Origin of the sequence: Bacteroides sp. 90-K9/2 (assembly GCF_047310725.1) — a bacterium.
Lineage (GTDB): Bacteria > Bacteroidota > Bacteroidia > Bacteroidales > Bacteroidaceae > Bacteroides > Bacteroides vicugnae.
Genome location: NZ_JBCGVL010000007.1, coordinates 86981 through 107070, shown reverse-complemented (window position 1 = coordinate 107070; position 20090 = coordinate 86981). Strand labels below are relative to the sequence as shown.

Here is a 20090-nt window from a genome sequence, read left to right as displayed (position 1 = left end):
TCTGAAAAGCGGATAACCTCTAAAAGAAAGGATGAAAGGGAAGAAACGAATAATAGTAACTCTGCTGTTTTTTATCAACATTATTATGTTGGTGGCAGCGGTTATTCCCCATCATCATCATCCCAACGGGATGATTTGCATGAAGCAGGACTTGCCTGTAGAACAGCAATGTCCCACGCATCATCATCACCCGGGAAACGACTCATGTTGCAGCAGCGAATGTTTGACTCGTTTCTACTCCCCCACTCCATCCATCCATACGGATAGCGGACCGGATTACGTATTCATCGCTACCTTATTCACGGATGTAATCATCGAACATCTATTACGACCGCAAGAGAAACGGGTTAAGAACTATTACGTCTACCGAGACTCTCTGCATGGTACGGATACCCATCGTACCACTTCTCTTCGTGCCCCTCCCTACTCTGTTTTTGCGTAAAAGCGTGAATGCAAATCAGTTGCATCTGCGCTACCTTATCTTTGTAGCGTAAAAAGAAAACAGTAAAATTTAGTAGGAAAATATCATTATGAAAAAACTTATTTTCGTGGGAATCCTGGGCTTATTCGTTCTGGGATCCTGTAATAATAGTACCGTCACACACACACACAATGAACACGATCATGCTGCGGAAGGACATAATCACGAGGCAGAGGGACCCGATCATTCCCATGAAGGCGAATGTAGCGGAGAACACAATCATGAAGCAGCCGATGAACACAACGAAGCTGCCGAAGCCCACAGTGATGAAATCATTCTTCCGAAAGCGAAAGCCGAAGCAGCCGGTGTAAAGGTGAGCGTTATTGAACCTGCACCTTTCCAGCAAGTAATTAAAACCAGCGGACAGGTGCTGGCTGCTCAAGGGGATGAATCGGTTGCCGTAGCCACAGTAGCCGGCGTGGTATCTTTCCGTGGAAAAGTAACGGAAGGAATGAGCGTCGGCAGCGGCACTCCTCTAGTCACCATTTCTTCAAAGAATATCGCTGACGGTGATCCGGTGCAACGTGCCCGCATTGCCTACGAGGTATCCAAGAAGGAATACGAACGTATGAAGGAGCTTGTTAAAAACAAGATCGTATCCGACAAGGATTTTGCACAAGCGGAGCAAAGTTACGAAAACGCCCGTCTTAGTTACGAAGCTCTTTCCAAGAATCATTCGGCTATCGGCCAAAGTATTACGGCTCCCATTGCCGGATATGTGAAAAGTATTCTCGTGAAAGAAGGCGACTATGTGACAATCGGACAACCGCTGGTAAGCGTGACGCAGAACCGTCGTCTTTTCCTCCGTGCCGAAGTGTCGGAAAAGTATTACCCATATCTCCGCACCATCAGTTCCGCCAATTTCCAGACTCCTTATAATAATCAGGTGTACGAGTTGAAAGCATTGAACGGTAAACTTCTCTCTTTCGGAAAAGCTGCCGGAGACAATTCTTTTTATGTGCCTGTCACTTTTGAGTTCGACAACAAAGGGGAAATGATTCCCGGCTCATTCGTGGAGGTATTCCTGCTTTCTTCAGCAATGGAAAACGTGATTTCTCTTCCGCGCACCGCGCTGACAGAGGAACAAGGCATCTTCTTCATCTATCTGCAACTGGACGAAGAGGGTTATAAAAAACAGGAAGTAACGATAGGAGCCGACAACGGCAAAAGTGTTCAAATTCTGACTGGTGTAAAGGCCGGCGACCGTGTAGTGACCGAGGGTGCTTATCAGGTTCGACTGGCAAGCGCAAGCAATGCAATCCCGGCACACAGCCACGAACACTAAAGAGACCAGGCGTCGCAGCCGTCTTTTTGTGCGGCGCATCTATCAAGTTATTTATAACTCTCAATTAATGAAACATCATGCTTAATAAAATTATACATTACTCCCTACACAACCGGCTGGTTGTAGTTTGTGCGGCCATCCTCCTGCTTATTGCAGGAACGTATACCGCCATACATACGGAAGTAGACGTATTCCCCGACCTAAATGCACCTACGGTAGTAATCATGACCGAGGCGAATGGTATGGCTGCGGAAGAAGTTGAACAGCTCGTTACTTTTCCTGTTGAAACTGCCGTTAACGGAGCTACGGGTGTGCGTCGTGTCCGCTCTTCTTCTACCAACGGATTTTCCGTTGTCTGGGTAGAATTTGATTGGGGAACGGATATTTATCTCGCCCGTCAGATTGTTAGTGAGAAATTAGCGGTGGTGAGCGAATCACTGCCGGTCAATGTCGGCAAACCGACTCTTGGACCGCAATCTTCTATCTTGGGCGAAATGCTCATCGTCGGTCTGACTGCCGACTCCACTTCCATGCTCGATCTTCGCACGATTGCGGACTGGACTATCCGTCCACGCCTGCTGTCTACCGGAGGAGTGGCACAAGTGGCTGTGCTCGGAGGAGATATCAAAGAATATCAGATTCAGCTAGATCCCGAACGGATGCGTCATTACGGCATCTCGATGGGAGAAGTGATGGCGGTGACACAGGATATGAACCTGAACGCAAACGGAGGCGTGCTCTATGAATTTGGAAATGAATATATTGTACGTGGTGTACTCTCCACTTCTAAAACAGAGCAACTTGGCAAAGCGGTAGTGAAAACGGTGAACAACTTCCCTGTCACGCTGGAAGATATTGCAGACGTTACCATCGGACCGAAAGCTCCGAAACTGGGTACTGCTTCAGAACGTGGCAAATCTGCCGTCCTGATGACTGTTACCAAGCAACCGGCTACCAGTACACTGGAACTGACAGACAAACTGGAAGCATCTCTGAAAGATCTCCAGAAAAATCTGCCGCCGGACGTAAAAGTTTCAACGGACATATTCCGTCAAAGCCGCTTCATTGAAAGCTCCATCGGCAATGTGAAGAAATCACTCTTTGAAGGAGGTATTTTCGTTGTCATCGTGCTTTTCCTGTTCCTGGCAAATGTACGTACTACGCTGATCTCATTGGTGACACTGCCTCTTTCCCTGCTCGTTTCGATCCTGACTTTACACTACATGGGGCTGACAATCAACACCATGAGTCTTGGAGGTATGGCGATAGCTATCGGCTCATTAGTAGACGACGCCATTGTCGATGTGGAAAACGTATATAAACGACTGCGGGAGAACCGCCTGAAAGCGGAAGCAGAAAGACTAAGTACACTCGAAGTGGTATTCAATGCGTCGAAAGAGGTGCGCATGCCTATCCTTAATTCAACGTTGATTATCGTGGTCAGCTTTGTTCCGTTATTTTTCTTGAGCGGCATGGAAGGCAGAATGTTGGTTCCACTAGGTGTTGCTTTTATCGTGGCATTGTTTGCATCTACCATAGTCGCCCTGACACTGACTCCGGTGCTCTGCTCTTATCTATTAGGAAGCAACAAGACGAACAAGAAACTGAAAGAAGCTCCCGTTGCCCGCTGGATGAAAGGGATTTATGAAAAAGCATTGACTTGGGTACTGGCACATAAGCGTGTGACTCTCGGAAGTACAATCGGACTTTTTGTAGTTGCGCTCGGAGTGTTTTTCACACTCGGACGCAGTTTCCTACCTTCGTTCAATGAAGGATCGTTCACCATCAATATCAGTTCTCTGCCGGGTATTTCGCTGGAAGAAAGCAACAAAATGGGACATCGCGCCGAAGAGTTATTGATGACGATTCCCGAAATACAAACGGTAGCCCGGAAAACGGGACGTGCCGAATTGGATGAACATGCGTTAGGAGTCAATGTTTCTGAAATAGAGGCTCCGTTCGAATTGAAAGACCGCTCGCGCAGTGAACTGGTAGCGGATGTACGTGAAAAACTAGGTACAATCACCGGAGCAAACATAGAAATCGGACAACCGATCAGCCACCGTATCGACGCAATGCTGTCGGGTACGAAAGCGAATATCGCTATCAAGTTATTCGGTGATGACCTGAATAAGATGTTTTCACTCGGTAATCAAATCAAAGGAGCGATCAGTGACATTCCCGGTGTTGCCGACCTGAACGTGGAACAACAGATCGAACGTCCGCAGCTGAAAATACAGCCTAAACGGGAAATGCTGGCTAAGTTCGGTATTACCCTGCCGGAATTTTCGGAATATGTGAATGTGGCTTTGGCCGGAAAAGTGATCTCACAAGTTTATGAACAGGGCAAGAGTTTTGACCTGATCGTAAAAGTGAAGGATGATGCCCGGGATGAGATGGAGAAAATCCGTAACCTGATGGTAGACACGAACGACGGCCGCAAGGTTCCTTTGAGCTATGTAGCGGAAGTGGTATCGGCCATGGGTCCGAATACGATCAACCGCGAGAATGTGAAACGTAAAATTGTCATTTCCGCGAATGTGGCTGACCGTGATTTGCGCAGTGTCGTGAATGATATTCAGAAACGCATCGATACATCGGTACAATTACCCGAAGGTTATCATATCGAGTATGGCGGACAGTTTGAAAGTGAGCAGGCTGCCAGCCGGACGTTGGCGTTGACTTCGTTTATCAGTATTGTAGTCATTTTCCTGTTGCTGTACAATGAGTTCCGCAGCGTGAAAGAATCCGGGGTTATCTTGCTGAATCTTCCGCTGGCACTGATCGGTGGTGTCTTTGCCTTGGTGATTACAACAGGGGAAGTCAGCATTCCGGCTATCATCGGTTTCATCTCTTTATTCGGTATTGCTACCCGTAACGGTATGCTGTTAATCAGTCACTACAACCATTTGCAACAGGTAGAGGGTTTGAATGTGTATGACAGTGTGATTCAGGGCTCTCTTGACCGTCTGAATCCGATTTTGATGACGGCATTGTCTTCTGCACTGGCACTGATTCCATTGGCACTTGCCGGCGATTTGCCCGGTAACGAAATCCAGAGTCCGATGGCTAAAGTGATTTTAGGAGGATTATTAACGTCAACTTTTTTGAACGGTTTCATAGTCCCGATCGTTTATCTGATGATGCATCGGAAAAAGGCTCAGGAAAGCCTGTAGAGGGTGGTCTTTTTCCTCGGTGAGGAAAGCATCGTTCCTCGGTGAGGAAACAAGTGTTCCTCGGTGAGAAAAGGGGTGTTCCCCGGTGCCGAACAAACAGATGCCTTATCATAAAGTATCTATCAACAATAGATTGTAACAAATAAAGAAAATAAGAATGAAACAAATCATGATCATAAGCACTGCACTTCTATTCTTAGCCATAGGCGCAGTGCAAGCTCAAAACGGAATTGACCAGGTATTGAAAAATATCGAAACGAACAATAGGGAGCTGCAGGCAAACGAGCAACTGATTACTTCGCAGAAGCTGGAAGCCAAAACGGATAATAACTTACCTGATCCTACTCTTTCTTACGCGCATCTATGGGGAGCGAAAGATAAAAACGAAACAATCGGTGAGCTGGTTGTTTCACAAAGCTTCGATTTCCCCAGTTTATATGCTACACGTAACAAGTTGAACCGACTGAAGGCAGGAGCTTTTGACAGTCAGGCGGATGTTTTTCGTCAGGAGAAGCTGTTACAGGCAAAAGAACTCTGCCTGGATATTATTATGCTCCGTCAGCAAAAGCATATTTTGGAAGAACGTCTCCGCAATGCGGAAGAGCTGGCTAAAATGTATGCCAAGCGTCTCCAAACGGGAGATGCAAATGCGCTCGAAACCAATAAAATCAACTTGGAGCTGCTGAATGTCAAAACGGAAGCGTCTCTGAACGAGACAGCACTCCGCAATAAGCAGCAGGAGTTGAATACACTGAATGGTAATATTCCGGTGGTTTTCGAAGAGAACCAATATCCGGCTATATCGTTCCCAAGCGATTACCAAATGTTGAAATCGGAAGTCATGGCAACGGACCGCACTCTAATGGCACTAGGCAACGAGAGTCTCGTTGCCCGTAAACAAATCGCTGTCAATAAATCCCAGTGGTTGCCGAAACTAGAACTCGGCTACCGTCGGAATACGGAAACAGGTGTGCCTTTCAACGGTGTAGTGGTAGGCTTCTCTTTCCCTCTTTTCGAAAATCGGAATAAGGTGAAAATCGCTAAAGCGCAGGCACTCAACATCGACTTGCAAAAGGATAATGCTACCCTGCAAGTGGAATCTGAATTGGCACAGCTTTACCGGGAAGCGAAAACGCTGCATGCTTCAATGGAAGAATATAGCAAGACTTTCCAGTCGCAACAAGATTTGGCATTGCTGAAACAAGCTTTGACAGGTGGACAAATTAGTATGATCGAGTACTTCGTTGAAGTGTCGGTGATCTATCAAAGTCATCAAAATTATCTGCAATTGGAAAATCAGTACCAAAAGGCAATGGCACGGATTTACAAAAGCAAGCTATAAATAGTACATAAAACCCTTTAAGCATGGGCTATGCTGAACATACTAATTTCTATTTTTAAGTGATATAAGTATGTTTATATAATAAATTAGGCACGGATTACACGGATTAACACTGTTGCTTTATAGTAATGACAACACTAAAGACCGTGAAATCCGTGTAATCCGTGCCTAAATATATCTCCTCTCTTTCCCTCTCTTTTTCTTTAAATTCCTACCGGATATTTCAAAACAATACATTACATTTGCAACGAACATAAAATTTAAATTATGAGACCTAAACATTTCAATTTATTCATGTTATGCTGCATCCTTACGCTACTAAGTGGCTGTAAAGATGATGACGACAATCCACTACGTTTTTACAACAGTGAATACGAAGTGCCTATGGGTGGCAGACGTTACCTCGGCCTGGAAAGCGGAAATGGTGACTACTCACTTGCAGTGAAAGACACACGCATCGCAAGTGCCGGAACCGAAACTGGCTGGAGCGGAGTACCTGCCGGACGTATGATTTATGTAACCGGTATCCTCACCGGAACGACTTATCTGACAGTAACAGACAACGCCACACAAGAAACCTGCACTTTGCCAATCAAGGTGGTCGATAATTACGAAAATATAAAGTTGCTCCGCAGCTACTTGTCTAACTTACCAAACGGAGACACAAATCTTCTACCCGGCATTTCCGACATTTTCCTGATTAACAACCACGCACGGGATGTTTATTTCTTCAAGCAGGGACAACCGACGGCTTTTTCACCCGGACTTGAATTAATAACTCAAGGAAGTTACAAACTGGAAAAAGAAGAAGGAGACGATGAGAAAGTTACACTAACTCTCACGTTTTCCGAAGATACGACACCACATAAATTCATCTTGTGGGGAAACTCCTATCTATATCACCGACTGGACAAGAATCTGAATTTGAACTGGAACACTCCCCCCATTGGAGAGACACGGACATCGCCCGAACCGCCTCCTGCCTACACACTGGAAGAAATAGCAGAAGGCGTAGAACCAGGAAAGGGCAGACAACTTGTCTTCAGTCTTACCCAACAAGAAATACCTACGGGAATACTGCCTTAATCAGTAATGTCTGCGGATAAGATGCGTATATTTTCCGGTAAGTATCCACTACGGATGCGCCATTCTTGCGGATAAAGATTATTGGCACGATTGCCGATATTCTTCACAAATCCGAGAGGGATATGCCGATAAGTAAGCAAAACATACCCACGAGGGGCTGTTGCCGGTAAGGCAATGGCCTCTTTTCGTAAATAAGTGATAGCCTGTTCATAATTTATTTCCTCCGTGGCAAATGCTTCCCGGCACAAAAGCGAGGTACACATCGCCAACGCATGGTCAGGGATTAAATCCTTTCCTTTCACTTCGCCTATCTCAATCCCTGCCGACACGATTTTCAGGCTTTGTTTCATCGTCGTCAACTCATTAATATAGTAATGTGAAAAAGCCCGGACATTTGTTCCTTCCGCCAATAAAATATACTTGTCCGAATTTTCATCATTCAACCAGCTTTTGGCCATATTCAGATGCTCTTTCGATACAGGAAAAGATGTTGCTGCCCCTTTCTTATCCTTCTTCTTGAAGGCTTTCTCTTTCGCAGAAGAAGATACCGGAATCTCTTCTTCTGTCTCCGGCTTACGAAAAGCCACCAGAAAAAAGCCTTCACCTTTCGTCTTATGAGGGAAAAAATGATAGACGGGAATAGAAGACTTGGAATGATCCCTTTTATCCGACAAAAGATTTCCTGTTATATTCCAATCCTCCTGCACCTGAACAGTTAATGGTTCGCCTCCATACTCTTGTTGAATCCAACGTGCATTCTCCTCATCCTCTTTCGTATTAAATGTACACGTACTATATATAAGAATACCTCCGGGCTTCAACGTATCCCAAATATCCGCAATAATCCGTCGCTGGCGTTGCCAACAGATTTCCACATTCTCGGGACTCCACTCGTCCACAGCTACCGGATCTTTACGGAACATACCTTCACCGGAACAGGGAACATCTGTAAGAATCACATCAAAAAAAGAGGGCAAAGCCGAAAAATCTGCCGGATCATTATTGGTCACTACCACATCCGGATGTCCCCACTTCGTCAGGTTTTCAGCAAGGATCTGCGAACGATTCCGGATCACCTCATTAGCTACCAACAGGCTCCCTTCGGGAAGTGCACTACGGGCATGAGTCGATTTTCCACCGGGAGCCGCACAAAGATCCAACATCTTCACCGGTCCGGTGATATATTGCCGGAGTACCTGCTCCACAAACATGGAAGAAGCTTCCTGAACATAATAACAGCCTGCATGAAATAAGGGATCGAACGTGAAAGTAAGACGTTCATTCAAATAGAATCCTTCGGAAGACCAAGGTACCTTATCCGATAAAGAATGATTGATTTTCAATTGATTCAACCGGATGCTAACCGGTGGTTCCTGTTGGAGGGCAACAGCCAGTTTGTCGTATTCTTCATCGCCCAATAGAGCGCGGGTGTAGTCTATAAAAGAAGCAGGTAATTCCATCTTTCGTTTATTAATTTCCGCAAATATCAAAAATATTTCGTCTCTTTGCAACTTTCTATGATATTAACTACGTCTAACAGACAAAGAAATAAATTAAAAAACTATAGATATGAAAAATTTTCTATTAGCATTGATGGTTGTACTGACCACTTGCACACTGGCTGTTGCCCAGACTACCGTTGTTCGTGATTCCATCGGGAAAGTAAAAGTTACTGTGACCAAAGACAATAAAGCAAATACGAATAATACTGCTGTCACGGTGATTGGTGTAGATACAGCGGATGCCGACTCTACAGACGTTGATGCAAACTCAAGTAATGTAAGCAGCACTCATGGTAAAGCCAGCTTCACATTCGAATCGGATGACAGTGATTTCCCATTCAATAATGTCGGTGCTGGTAGTATTCTGGTAACAATCATAGCAATCGTTGCTGTATTCGGATTTCCGGTATTCATTCTATTTGTAATCTTCTTCTTCCGTTATAAGAACCGGAAAGCACGTTATCACCTTGCCGAACAGGCACTTGCTGCCGGCCAACCGCTTCCGGCAGAGTTTATCCGCGAAACCAAAACTGTAGATTCGCGTTCACAAGGCATCAAGAACACTTTTACAGGTATCGGTCTTTTCATCTTCCTCTGGGCAATCACCGGTGAATTCGGAATGGGAGCTATCGGCTTACTCGTTACATTCATGGGTATCGGACAATGGATTATCGGTAGTAAACAACAGACTCAAGACGCAAATGCTACCCGGATGTATACGGGTAATAAGGATGAAAAAAAGAACCCGAATAACGTTAGAACCGATAGTTTCGAAATCATCCCTTCCGAATCCGAAGAGAAAGACAAAGGAGTAAACGAAGAAAAGAACGACGAGAATAAATGAGCCAACTCAATGATATATCGTTAGTCGCACAGGTCGTGGTGTTCAAGAACACCAAGGCCTTCGACCAGTTGGTGAAGGAGTACCAGTCGCCCATCCGGCGATTCTTCCTGAACCTGACTTGCGGCGACAGCGAATTGAGTGACGACCTTGCGCAAGATACATTTATCAAAGCATATACGAACATTGCCTCTTTCCGGAACTTGTCAAGTTTCTCTACGTGGCTGTACCGTATTGCTTATAATGTTTTTTATGATTATATTCGCAGCCGGAAAGAGACAGCTGACTTGGATACAAGAGAAATAGACGCCATCAACAGCACCGAACAGGAGAATATCGGGCAGAAAATGGATGTCTACCAGTCACTCAAAATGCTTAAAGAAGTGGAAAGAACCTGCATCACGTTGTTCTATATGGAGGACATTAGTATCGACAAAATTGCAGGGATTATAGGAGTACCGTCAGGGACAGTGAAAAGCCATCTGTCACGCGGGAAAGAAAAGTTAGCAACGTATTTAAAACAAAACGGTTATGACAGAAATAGACAATGATAAGCTCTTGCGCGATTTCTTCGCAGAAAACAAGCAGGAAATAGCAGATAACGGATTCAGTCGCCGTGTCATGCATCACTTACCCGGTCGTAGCAATCGCCTGGCTCGTATCTGGAGCGCTTTCGTGATGACTATGGCGGTCGCACTTTTTGTATGGTTAGGCGGTTTGGAAGCAGCTTGGGGAACCATAAGAGAAGTATTTATCGGTATGATTAATCATGGCACTGCCAGCCTTGATCCGAAATCAATTATTATCGCAGCTGTTGTACTATTATTCATGGCTACACGAAAGGTTGCTTCAATGGCATAATTAGCTCTTGAAAAAGGATTTATTTTGTTAAAGAATGATAAATCTATCCTAACTAGCAAAGGAGCCCAAACTTAGATATCGTATCTTTGTTCTTCTGTAAACTAAAAGAGTGAGAAGAGTTTTGAAATTACGTATATTTATTTTATTTCTGTTCCTGCCTATATTGAGTGTTCAGGCAGGTATCATCGACAGTCTGATGATACATCCCAGGGACTCAATCGGATTAACCAGCGATTCCCTTTTGCTACGTTATTTACAAGAATCGGGAATTCCCATATCTGATAATAATAAAGTAAAACTGCTAAAAAGCGGACGGGAGAAATTTATCGATTTGTTCGAAGCCATCCGGGAAGCCAAACACCACGTCCATCTGGAATATTTCAACTTCCGAAATGACTCCATCGCCAATGCTTTATTTGCTCTGCTGGCCGAAAAAGTGAAGGAAGGGGTCGAAGTACGAGCCATGTTCGATGCATTCGGAAACTGGTCGAACAACAAACCACTCAAAAAGAAACATCTCAAAAAAATACGTGAACAAGGAATCGAGATTGTCAAATTCGATCCGTTCACTTTCCCTTATATCAATCACGCCGCCCATCGCGATCACCGGAAAATAGCTGTCATAGATGGAAAAGTGGCTTATACCGGTGGTATGAATATCGCTGACTACTACATTAACGGACTACCCAAAATCGGAACCTGGCGTGATATGCACACACGTATTGAGGGAGATGCCGTCAATGATTTGCAGGAGATATTCCTAACGATCTGGAATAAGGAAACCAAACAGAATGTAGGTGGAGCCGCTTATTTCCCCCAACATGAGGAACAAACGGACAGTACGAATATTGTGGTAGCAATCGTAGACCGTACCCCGAAAAAGAATAGCCGTATGTTGAGCCACGCTTATGCTATGAGCATCTATTCGGCCCAAAAGAATGTTCATATTGTCAATCCTTATTTTGTACCGACTTCTTCAATTAAAAAGGCGTTGAACCGGACAATCGACCGAGGCGTAAATGTTACAATCATGGTTTCTTCCGCCTCCGATATCCCGTTTACTCCGGATGCCGCACTTTATAAGTTACACAAACTGATGAAAAGAGGAGCTACTGTCTATATGTACAACGGTGGATTTCATCACTCTAAAATAATGATGGTGGATGATTTGTTCTGTACAGTCGGCACTGCCAACCTGAACAGCCGCAGCTTGCGCTATGATTACGAAACTAATGCCTTTATCTTTGATACCCAAATAACGGGTGAATTAAATACAATGTTCCGGGATGATATTGAGCATTGCACTCAATTGACGCCTGAATTCTGGAAAAAGCGCTCCCCGTGGAAGAAGTTCGTCGGCTGGTTTGCTAATTTATTCACTCCATTTTTGTAATTTTGTGCGGAGAATCATTTTCACCACAACTTATTCATTATGAAACAATATCTGGATTTACTCAATCGTGTACTAACCGAAGGTACAGAAAAAAGTGACCGTACCGGAACCGGAACCATCAGCGTTTTCGGTCATCAAATGCGTTTTAATCTTGATGACGGTTTCCCGTGCCTGACAACCAAGAAACTACATCTGAAATCAATCATATACGAATTGCTTTGGTTTCTGCAAGGTGATACTAATGTGAAATATCTTCAGGAACATGGAGTGCGTATCTGGAACGAATGGGCGGATGAAAACGGCGACTTAGGACATATTTATGGTTATCAATGGCGTTCATGGCCTGACTATAACGGTGGATTTATCGACCAGATCAGTGAAGTGGTGGAAACAATCAAACATAATCCGGATTCGCGCCGTATCATTGTAAGCGCTTGGAACGTAGCGGACCTGAATCATATGAATTTACCTCCCTGCCATGCTTTCTTTCAGTTTTATGTAGCAGACGGACGGTTAAGCCTGCAACTATATCAACGCAGCGCTGATATTTTCCTTGGCGTTCCTTTTAATATTGCTTCATACGCATTATTGCTGCAAATGATGGCACAAGTGACGGGATTGAAAGCCGGAGATTTCGTCCATACCTTTGGTGATGCGCATATCTACCTGAACCACTTGGAACAAGTGAAGCTCCAATTATCACGGGAACCTCGTCCATTGCCACAAATGAAGATCAATCCGGATGTGAAAAGTATCTTCGACTTCAAATTTGAGGACTTTGAATTAGTGAACTATGATCCGCATCCGCATATTGCAGGAATAGTAGCCGTGTAACTTTATGAGTAAAATATCTATCATTGCTGCCGTAGACCGCCGTATGGCTATCGGCTTCGAGAACAAACTTCTTTTCTGGTTACCCAATGATTTGAAACGTTTCAAAGCATTAACTACCGGAAACACGATACTGATGGGACGCAAAACTTTCGAGTCACTACCGAAAGGCGCATTACCCAATCGCAGAAACATCGTTTTATCTTCCAACCCGGCTACAGAATGTTCCGGTGCGGAAGTTTTCCCTTCACTCGAAGCGGCTTTGGAAAGTTGTAAAGAGGAGGAACACATTTATATTATAGGAGGAGCAAGTATTTATCAACAGGCTCTTTCCTTCGCTGACGAACTTTGCCTGACAGAGATAGACAACACGGCTCCCGAAGCCGACGCTTATTTTCCTGAAGTATCACCGGAGATGTGGCAAGAAAAAAGCAGAGAAGCTCATCCTGCGGATGAGAAACATCTCTGCTCCTATGCTTTTGTTGATTACGTGAGAAAATAACGATTAATCTTCATCTTCTATGTCGACCATGATTGGCATCTGCCGCTTAATGGCTTCATGGAAGGAGATTAATGTTTCGGTACGTGCCAACCCCAATGGTTGCAGCTTATCGTGAATAATACTCAATAAATGATGGTTATTCTTTGCGTAAATTTTGATAAACATATCATATTTTCCGGTAGTGAAATGACATTCCACCACTTCGGGGATAGCTTCTAAAGCTTTCGTTACCGAATCAAAGGATTCGGGATCTTTCAGATATATACCAATATAAGCGCAAGTCTCATATCCGATTTTCTCGGGGTCGATGACGTACTCCGAACCTTTTAATATACCTAAATTAGTTAGCTTCTGAATACGCTGATGGATTGCAGCACCGGAAACATTACAAGCTCGTGCTACTTCCAAAAAAGGAATACGCGCATTCCCTGCAATCAGTTTCAGAATTTGCTCATCTAAAGCATCTAATTGATGATGTCCCATTTTTGAATCAAATTGTTTTTATCAATGAATCTTTTATGCAAAGTTAGCGATTTTTCGACAACAAATACTATAATCTATTACTTTTATTTGCAGAAAGCGGATAAGTCAACAATAGTTCGTACCTTTGCGAAAAACATAAATATACCGTTTATATGAAACATATTTGCTGTATCATTCTGTGTTTCTGTACTTCTATAGGAAGTTATGCACAGAATTTTGCTGATTATTTTCAGAACAAAACATTGCGAGTGGATTATATCTTTACCGGGGATGCTACACAACAGGCTATTTATCTGGATGAGCTATCACAACTTCCTACTTGGGCAGGCCGTCAACATCATCTTTCGGAACTTCCTTTGGAAGGCAACGGACAAATTATAGTGAAAGACCTTGCCAGCAAACAGTGTATCTACCAAACGTCATTCTCTTCTTTGTTTCAAGAGTGGCTGTCTACAGACGAAGCCAAAGAAACAGCCAAAGGATTTGAGAATACTTTCCTTCTTCCTTATCCTAAACAGCCCGTGGAGGTAGAAGTCACTTTATATTCTCCGCGAAAAAAAAGATTGGCTACCTACAAACATATCATCCGTCCGGATGATATATTGATTCATAAACGGGGGGGATCACATATCACTCCGCATCGGTATATGCTTCAAAGTGGTAATGAAAAAGACTGCATAGACGTTGCCATCCTTGCAGAAGGATACACAGAAAAAGAAATGGATATTTTCTATCAGGATGCACAACGCACCTGCGAAAGTTTGTTTTCGTATGAGCCGTTCCGCTCTATGAAGGGCAAATTTAATATTGTTGCCGTAGCCAGCCCTTCTACGGACAGCGGTGTCAGTGTTCCCCGCGAAAACCAATGGAAACAAACGGCAGTTCATTCTCATTTCGATACTTTTTATTCGGACCGCTATCTGACTACCAGCCGGGTAAAATCTATCCACAATGCATTGGCAGGCATCCCCTACGAACATATCATTATCCTGGCTAACACAGATGTATATGGTGGAGGAGGAATATACAATTCGTATACGCTGACCACAGCCCATCACCCGATGTTCAAGCCGGTAGTAGTGCACGAATTCGGACACAGTTTCGGTGGACTGGCCGACGAATATTTCTATGATGATGATGTGATGACAGATACTTATCCGCTGGATGTCGAACCGTGGGAACAGAATATTTCAACACGGGTAAACTTCGCTTCCAAATGGAAAGATATGCTTCCGCCAGGTACTCCGATCCCTACCCCTGTTGCTGAAAAAAAGAAATATCCGGTAGGAGTATATGAAGGAGGAGGCTACTCTGCCAAAGGTATTTATCGTCCGGCTTACGACTGCCGCATGAAAACAAACGAATATCCGGAGTTTTGTCCGGTTTGTCAACGTGCCATCCGTCGAATGATTGAATTTTATGTTCCTTAATGGAATACAATTATATTATTGTCAAACTTAAAACCCAAACCTCATGATTAGACTTCAGCCAATTAGTACGTCGGATCTGCAACATTACAAATTCATGGAAGAGCTTCTAATTGACTCGTTTCCACCAGAAGAGTACCGTCAGTTGGAACAACTACGCGAGTACACTGATCGTACGGGCAACTTCTATAATAACATTATCTTTGATGATGACCTGCCAGTCGGCTTCATTACCTATTGGGATTTTGACAGTTTCTACTATGTAGAACACTTTGCAACCAATCCTGCCCTGCGAAATGGAGGCTATGGAAAACGCACGCTGGAATACTTGTGCAATTATTTGAAACACCCGATCGTATTGGAAGTAGAACGTCCGATAGAGGAAATGGCAAAACGACGCATCAGCTTTTATCAACGTCAAGGCTTTACGCTGTGGGAAAAAGACTATTGCCAACCTCCTTACAAACCCGGAGATGATTTTCTCCCCATGTATTTAATGGTACACGGAGAATTGGATTGTGAAAAGGACTTTGAAACAATCAAGAGTAAAATTCATACGGAAGTATACGGAGTAAAAAATACAATATGAAGAAAGGCTAATAAAAATTCAATCTGCAAAGTTACTTCTATTGATCTCAAGAATATATAAAAGTGAAGGGTGTCCAAACCGATTTGGACACCCTTCACTTTTATATATTAAATTAACTAATTACTTCTCACCTCGTTTAGTGGCTGAATAGTTAATCTTCAAAGCATAAGATTTTCTAAGAGCATTTTTTACGTCAGTAATAATACCCATCTTTGTCTTTTGATCTACTTTCAGAGACACAGTCATTTTAGCTGCATCACCTTCATTCATACTTGCACGTTCCTGGAAAATGAAGTCTTGTACCTCACCAACTTCAGCATAGCTGTCGTTCAGCTGAATACGACTTTCAGTACCCATTTTCGCGCGATATTCTTGTGTAGGTTCCCCTACATAAATGAATGTTACCAGCGATTTCTTCTCCAGTTTTTCGAGTTCAGTACCTTGCGGAAGTGTAAACTGCACCTTTAATGTTACCTCACGCATTGTTGTTACAATCATAAAGAAGAACAACAAAGTAAAGATAAGGTCAGGCAACGAAGAAGTATTCAATGCCGGCATTTCACGTTTACCAGTCTTATTAAATTTTCCCATTACTTACTTCTTTTTATCTCCGTACTTTTTAGGTTCTGCCTCAGAAATTCTCTGCGGATAAATTTCACGAATCGCCTTTTGTTGATCGTCATTCAATTCCGCATATGTCTTTTGCCATTTTTCCTGAGCCAACTCGTCTCTCAATTCATTATATGCAGCCACCAATTCGTTCTGCACACTGATATATGCCTGATAAGAAGATCCACGGTCATTCTGCAAAGAAATTACGTGCTTGTCATTAACCAGATATGTGCCGAAGAATTCTACATTCTTCTGTGTTTTTTCAGGCATGTGTTCTGCATTAGCAACATTAGCAATAAATTCTTTAGCTCTTTCTCTTAGCTCATCAACACTGATATAATCATTTCCGCACATCAAGGCATCATCCTTATTCAGGTATACCTGTAAGACGTTACGTTCTTTGATCTTATCTGTATTCTGTTGATCTTGATCTTCAGGTGGTGGAGGCAAAAGTCTTGCCAAACCACGGTCCGTATCCATTGATGTCGTAATCAAGAAGAAGATCAGCAACAAGAAAGCGATATCCGCCGTAGAACTTGAGTTAATATCAGGAACTTTTCTTTTTCCTTTTGCCATTTTTAATCACTTATTTGATTGAGTGTCCTCAATTGATTACGATAATTTTTTCTTTATACCACTTGCAATGATTGCAACAATAGTCACAAACAACAGTATGTAAATAGAATAAAGGAACATATCTGTTAGTTTCAGCCAAAAAGGAACGTTGTCAGTACCACTATAGCCAGGGATCTGCATCGGTGTACCATCACCCATAGACCAAGCTACAACTAAAACAACAACTAAAAGAACCAAACCGAGCAAAGACTTGATAGCGTTTGCCGGATTATCTTTGAGAGCTGCACCAAATTGGAATATAGCACCAAGAACTGTAGCAGCAATAGCCACACCAAACAAGACGTACATCAAATAGAGTAAGGCATCTGTTTGAGCCGGCTGCCACATTTCGGGATCTACCCCCACAATCACTGCATCGCCTGTAGCATTTCCTCCGAAAAAGAAAAGCCCTATTACGATCAGAATAATGGCAAACATCGCATAAAGTGCGTAATACGATGCTTTATATGTTAACTTACTCATTTTAGATTATTTTTTGTATTTCAAGTTATATTTGATTACCATGTCAAGCAAAGAGATGGAAGAATCTTCCATTTCACTTGTAAGAGCCTCAATTTTAGAAAGTACGTAGTTGTAGAATACTTGAAGGATCAATGCTACGATCAAACCGAAGATAGTTGTAATCAAGGCAACTTTCATACCACCTGCAACAACCGTCGGAGAGATATCACCTACCTGCTGGATTTTATCAAATGCCTGCACCATACCGATTACAGTACCCAAGAATCCGAGTGACGGAGCCATTGCGATAAACAGTGTGATCCAAGAACATCCTTTTTCAAGGTAACCAGCCTGTACACCACCGTAAGATACAACTGACTTCTCAACTACATCAATACCCTGATCAATTCTCATCAGACCTTGATAGTAGATAGAAGCAACCGGACCTCTGGTGTTACGAGCAATGTCTTTAGCAGCTTCAACATCTCCTTTTTCCAAAGCAGCTTCGATAGATGCCATGAATTTTTTTGTGTTGATTTCAGCCAAGCTCAAATAAATGATACGTTCAATACAGAAAGCCAAACCGATCACCAAAGCGATAGCTACCAAACTCATGAAAGATGCAGTACCTTCGATGAATTTAACTTTGATTTCCTTGTGAATACCACCCTCTTCTGCAGCAGGAGCAGGAGCAGCAGCAGTAGTAGCTTCAGCGGCAGGAGCAGCTTGTTGTTCAGTTTGTTCTGCTGCAGGAGCGTCTTGAGCCTGAGCAAATTGAATTGAGCCAAAAGTGAAGGCCCCAATCACAGCAACAATTGCAAATAACTTTTTCATTGTGTGTCTAATTTTTAAGATTAATTAATTGATTATTATTGTATTTACTTCTCATCTCTCTTTCATTTCTGCGGAGAGACGGGGATTCGAACCCCGGATACACTTTTGGCGTATACACGCTTTCCAGGCGTGCCTCTTCAACCACTCGAGCACCTCTCCCTCTGCGTTTTCAGCATTTTCAGCTACAAATGTATTCTTTTTTTTCTTTTCAAGAAGCATTCTTACTCTTTTATCTCGAATAAATACTGCAAATTAATATAATTTAAAACCTTTCGAACCTTATTTGCGGATTCCGAACACTTTTAGCGCATTCACAGAAGTGACCTGTGCAACGTACTCCGGGTCCATCTGATAGATATCCGCCACCTTCATAAGGGTGTCTCTCACATTGGCACTTTCATTCCTCTTTCCCCGATTCGGCACGGGAGCCAAATAGGGAGAATCGGTTTCGAGCACAATACGTTCCAAAGGAACAGTCGCCAGTGTCTCCGGTAAGGTCGACTTCTTGAAAGTTACAACTCCATTGATACCTAACATAAATCCTTCGAATTCCAACATTTTCTCCGCTTCTTCCGATGTCCCGGTAAAACTATGAAAAATGCCGGTCAATGGGGTATTTTTATAGGATTCCATTACCTTATATATATATTCAAACGCTTCTCTTGAATGGATTACAATGGGAAGATCATATTCTAGCGCCCACTCTATTTGTTTTTCAAAAACCAAGATCTGCTCTTTCAGAAAAGTCTTATCCCAATAAAGATCAAGACCTATTTCTCCGATAGCCACAAATTCATGGGAAGTCGACAGGTATTTACGGACAATCGCTAATTCCTGTTCATATGATTCATTGACAGAAGTGGGGTGCAATCCGATCATCGGATAGCAAAATCCCGGATAATCCCTACAAACTGACAACATAGCATCAATGGTCGTACTGTCTATATTGGGCATAAAAATATAGGAAACTCCCGCTTTCCGTGCACGTTCCATCACCTGCGGCAGGTCTTCGGTAAATTCTTCAACAAAAAGATGAGAATGAGTATCGATCAACATGATATTTCTTTTTCTTCTTTTATTTTTTCGCTGGAGCGATAATAATATATCAGCCCATAGTCGCGACATTTTTCTAATCGGGTATCATTGGGAGTGACATCCTGATATTTGGCTTCTACTTGGTTCCAGATGTCCAAAATCAATTCATCGGCACGGTCACGCATGGACGCCAGTTCATCAAGACTACGATTGGTTAATGCCTGATAATTCTTCTGCCGTTCATAGCTATCCAGGAAAATATCATAATGCACTTTCACGCGTGCAATAGTCGGATTATAAATAGGTATGCCACCTTGAGTGGTTCTTAGTTGTTCGCCTTCGATTATTTTCTTCCCCCATTCTACCAATGAGGCTTCACTCAACAAATCCGGTACGGTATTAGAAGCAGGCAAGCCATATAACTCTTTATGTATCACCTTGATTTCATCACGAAGCACTGCCAAATTAAGCACCTGAATAAAATGAGAGATATACAGCCGGGCAGTCTTCACATTCATCTGATGTTTACGGCTGGCACGTGACTGATTATCGTAGCACTGTGTATAATAAATTTGCGCCGCCTCGAACCGATGCAAGAAGTTACGTGCTTCAAATAATGTCTTCAATGTAATAGCCAAGTCACGCACATTATACATCTCTCCCTTTTCGACAGCCGCTTTCAGTGCCCGAACTCTTGCTTGATCTGTATTTGGTAATCGTCTATAAGGCATAA

21 protein-coding genes and 1 tRNA gene are annotated in these 20090 nt (G+C 43.1%); 13 read left to right on the top strand and 9 right to left on the bottom strand.

Annotated features, from left to right (window positions below; all coding sequences use genetic code 11):
* Positions 1-31 precede the first annotated feature (31 nt).
* The 5 genes from AAHJ11_RS16325 (at position 32) to AAHJ11_RS16305 (ending at position 7370) form a co-directional block, all read left to right on the top strand.
* The gene (locus tag AAHJ11_RS16325) at positions 32-442 is read left to right on the top strand and encodes a DUF6769 family protein (protein ID WP_148365111.1); all 411 of its coding nucleotides are present in this window, start codon (positions 32-34) and stop codon (positions 440-442) included.
* A gap of 88 nt (positions 443-530) precedes the next feature.
* On the top strand, positions 531-1766 hold the full coding sequence (locus AAHJ11_RS16320; protein WP_217721681.1) for an efflux RND transporter periplasmic adaptor subunit: 1236 nt from the start codon (positions 531-533) through the stop codon (positions 1764-1766).
* 77 nt (positions 1767-1843) lie between these two features.
* Positions 1844-4942, top strand: a complete 3099-nt coding sequence (locus AAHJ11_RS16315; RefSeq protein ID WP_413579839.1) for an efflux RND transporter permease subunit — start codon at positions 1844-1846, stop codon at positions 4940-4942.
* A gap of 157 nt (positions 4943-5099) precedes the next feature.
* Entirely contained in the window at positions 5100-6284 is a 1185-nt protein-coding gene (locus tag AAHJ11_RS16310) for a TolC family protein (RefSeq protein WP_413579838.1), read from the top strand.
* Between the two features lie 267 nt (positions 6285-6551).
* The gene (locus AAHJ11_RS16305) at positions 6552-7370 is read left to right on the top strand and encodes a hypothetical protein (RefSeq protein ID WP_342989669.1); all 819 of its coding nucleotides are present in this window, start codon (positions 6552-6554) and stop codon (positions 7368-7370) included.
* Here AAHJ11_RS16305 and AAHJ11_RS16300 read toward each other — a convergent pair.
* Complete coding sequence (locus tag AAHJ11_RS16300) at positions 7367-8830, bottom strand: methyltransferase RsmF C-terminal domain-like protein (RefSeq protein ID WP_413579836.1); 1464 nt, start codon at positions 8828-8830, stop codon at positions 7367-7369. The genes AAHJ11_RS16305 and AAHJ11_RS16300 overlap by 4 nt on opposite strands.
* 109 nt (positions 8831-8939) lie before the next feature.
* On the opposite strand from AAHJ11_RS16300, the gene AAHJ11_RS16295 reads away from it, so the two are divergent.
* From AAHJ11_RS16295 to AAHJ11_RS16270, 6 genes are all read left to right on the top strand, one after another.
* On the top strand, positions 8940-9716 hold the full coding sequence (locus AAHJ11_RS16295) for a DUF6249 domain-containing protein (RefSeq protein ID WP_148365117.1): 777 nt from the start codon (positions 8940-8942) through the stop codon (positions 9714-9716).
* Entirely contained in the window at positions 9713-10264 is a 552-nt protein-coding gene (locus AAHJ11_RS16290; RefSeq protein WP_148365118.1) for an RNA polymerase sigma factor, read from the top strand. The genes AAHJ11_RS16295 and AAHJ11_RS16290 overlap by 4 nt, the downstream gene beginning before the upstream one ends.
* The gene (locus tag AAHJ11_RS16285) at positions 10245-10574 is read left to right on the top strand and encodes a DUF5056 domain-containing protein (protein WP_320975164.1); all 330 of its coding nucleotides are present in this window, start codon (positions 10245-10247) and stop codon (positions 10572-10574) included. The genes AAHJ11_RS16290 and AAHJ11_RS16285 overlap by 20 nt, the downstream gene beginning before the upstream one ends.
* A gap of 121 nt (positions 10575-10695) precedes the next feature.
* On the top strand, positions 10696-11967 hold the full coding sequence (gene cls / locus AAHJ11_RS16280; protein ID WP_167511783.1) for a cardiolipin synthase: 1272 nt from the start codon (positions 10696-10698) through the stop codon (positions 11965-11967).
* Between the two features lie 39 nt (positions 11968-12006).
* Positions 12007-12801, top strand: a complete 795-nt coding sequence (locus AAHJ11_RS16275; RefSeq protein ID WP_074557665.1) for a thymidylate synthase — start codon at positions 12007-12009, stop codon at positions 12799-12801.
* A gap of 4 nt (positions 12802-12805) precedes the next feature.
* Entirely contained in the window at positions 12806-13300 is a 495-nt protein-coding gene (locus AAHJ11_RS16270; RefSeq protein ID WP_320975163.1) for a dihydrofolate reductase, read from the top strand.
* A 3-nt stretch (positions 13301-13303) separates the two neighbouring features.
* Here AAHJ11_RS16270 and AAHJ11_RS16265 read toward each other — a convergent pair whose 3' ends face one another.
* Positions 13304-13783 (bottom strand): Lrp/AsnC family transcriptional regulator, encoded by a 480-nt coding sequence (locus tag AAHJ11_RS16265; protein ID WP_004297952.1) that lies wholly within the window; start codon positions 13781-13783, stop codon positions 13304-13306.
* Positions 13784-13935: 152 nt separating this feature from the next.
* Between AAHJ11_RS16265 and AAHJ11_RS16260 the strand changes: the two genes are divergently transcribed.
* Entirely contained in the window at positions 13936-15213 is a 1278-nt protein-coding gene (locus tag AAHJ11_RS16260; RefSeq protein ID WP_320978322.1) for an IgA Peptidase M64, read from the top strand.
* Between the two features lie 43 nt (positions 15214-15256).
* Positions 15257-15799: a GNAT family N-acetyltransferase gene (locus AAHJ11_RS16255; RefSeq protein WP_074557661.1), complete on the top strand. Its 543-nt coding sequence runs from the start codon at positions 15257-15259 to the stop codon at positions 15797-15799.
* 120 nt (positions 15800-15919) lie between these two features.
* On the opposite strand, the gene AAHJ11_RS16250 is transcribed toward AAHJ11_RS16255, so the two are convergent.
* From AAHJ11_RS16250 to AAHJ11_RS16220, 7 genes are all read right to left on the bottom strand, one after another.
* Entirely contained in the window at positions 15920-16390 is a 471-nt protein-coding gene (locus AAHJ11_RS16250) for an ExbD/TolR family protein (RefSeq protein WP_004315772.1), read from the bottom strand.
* 3 nt (positions 16391-16393) lie between these two features.
* Positions 16394-16987, bottom strand: coding sequence for an ExbD/TolR family protein (locus tag AAHJ11_RS16245; protein ID WP_195650565.1), 594 nt, complete (start codon positions 16985-16987; stop codon positions 16394-16396).
* Positions 16988-17023: 36 nt separating this feature from the next.
* Positions 17024-17509, bottom strand: a complete 486-nt coding sequence (locus AAHJ11_RS16240) for a hypothetical protein (protein WP_148365123.1) — start codon at positions 17507-17509, stop codon at positions 17024-17026.
* Between the two features lie 6 nt (positions 17510-17515).
* Positions 17516-18322, bottom strand: coding sequence for a MotA/TolQ/ExbB proton channel family protein (locus AAHJ11_RS16235; protein WP_148365124.1), 807 nt, complete (start codon positions 18320-18322; stop codon positions 17516-17518).
* A 71-nt stretch (positions 18323-18393) separates the two neighbouring features.
* Positions 18394-18481: transfer RNA gene (locus AAHJ11_RS16230), tRNA-Ser, on the bottom strand.
* Positions 18482-18601: 120 nt separating this feature from the next.
* Positions 18602-19378, bottom strand: a complete 777-nt coding sequence (locus tag AAHJ11_RS16225; protein WP_148365125.1) for a TatD family hydrolase — start codon at positions 19376-19378, stop codon at positions 18602-18604.
* Positions 19372-20088 carry a hypothetical protein gene (locus AAHJ11_RS16220; RefSeq protein ID WP_148365126.1) on the bottom strand — a complete coding sequence of 239 codons (717 nt, stop codon included), beginning with the start codon at positions 20086-20088 and terminating at the stop codon, positions 19372-19374. The genes AAHJ11_RS16225 and AAHJ11_RS16220 overlap by 7 nt, the downstream gene beginning before the upstream one ends.
* Between the last annotated feature and the right edge of the window lie 2 nt (positions 20089-20090).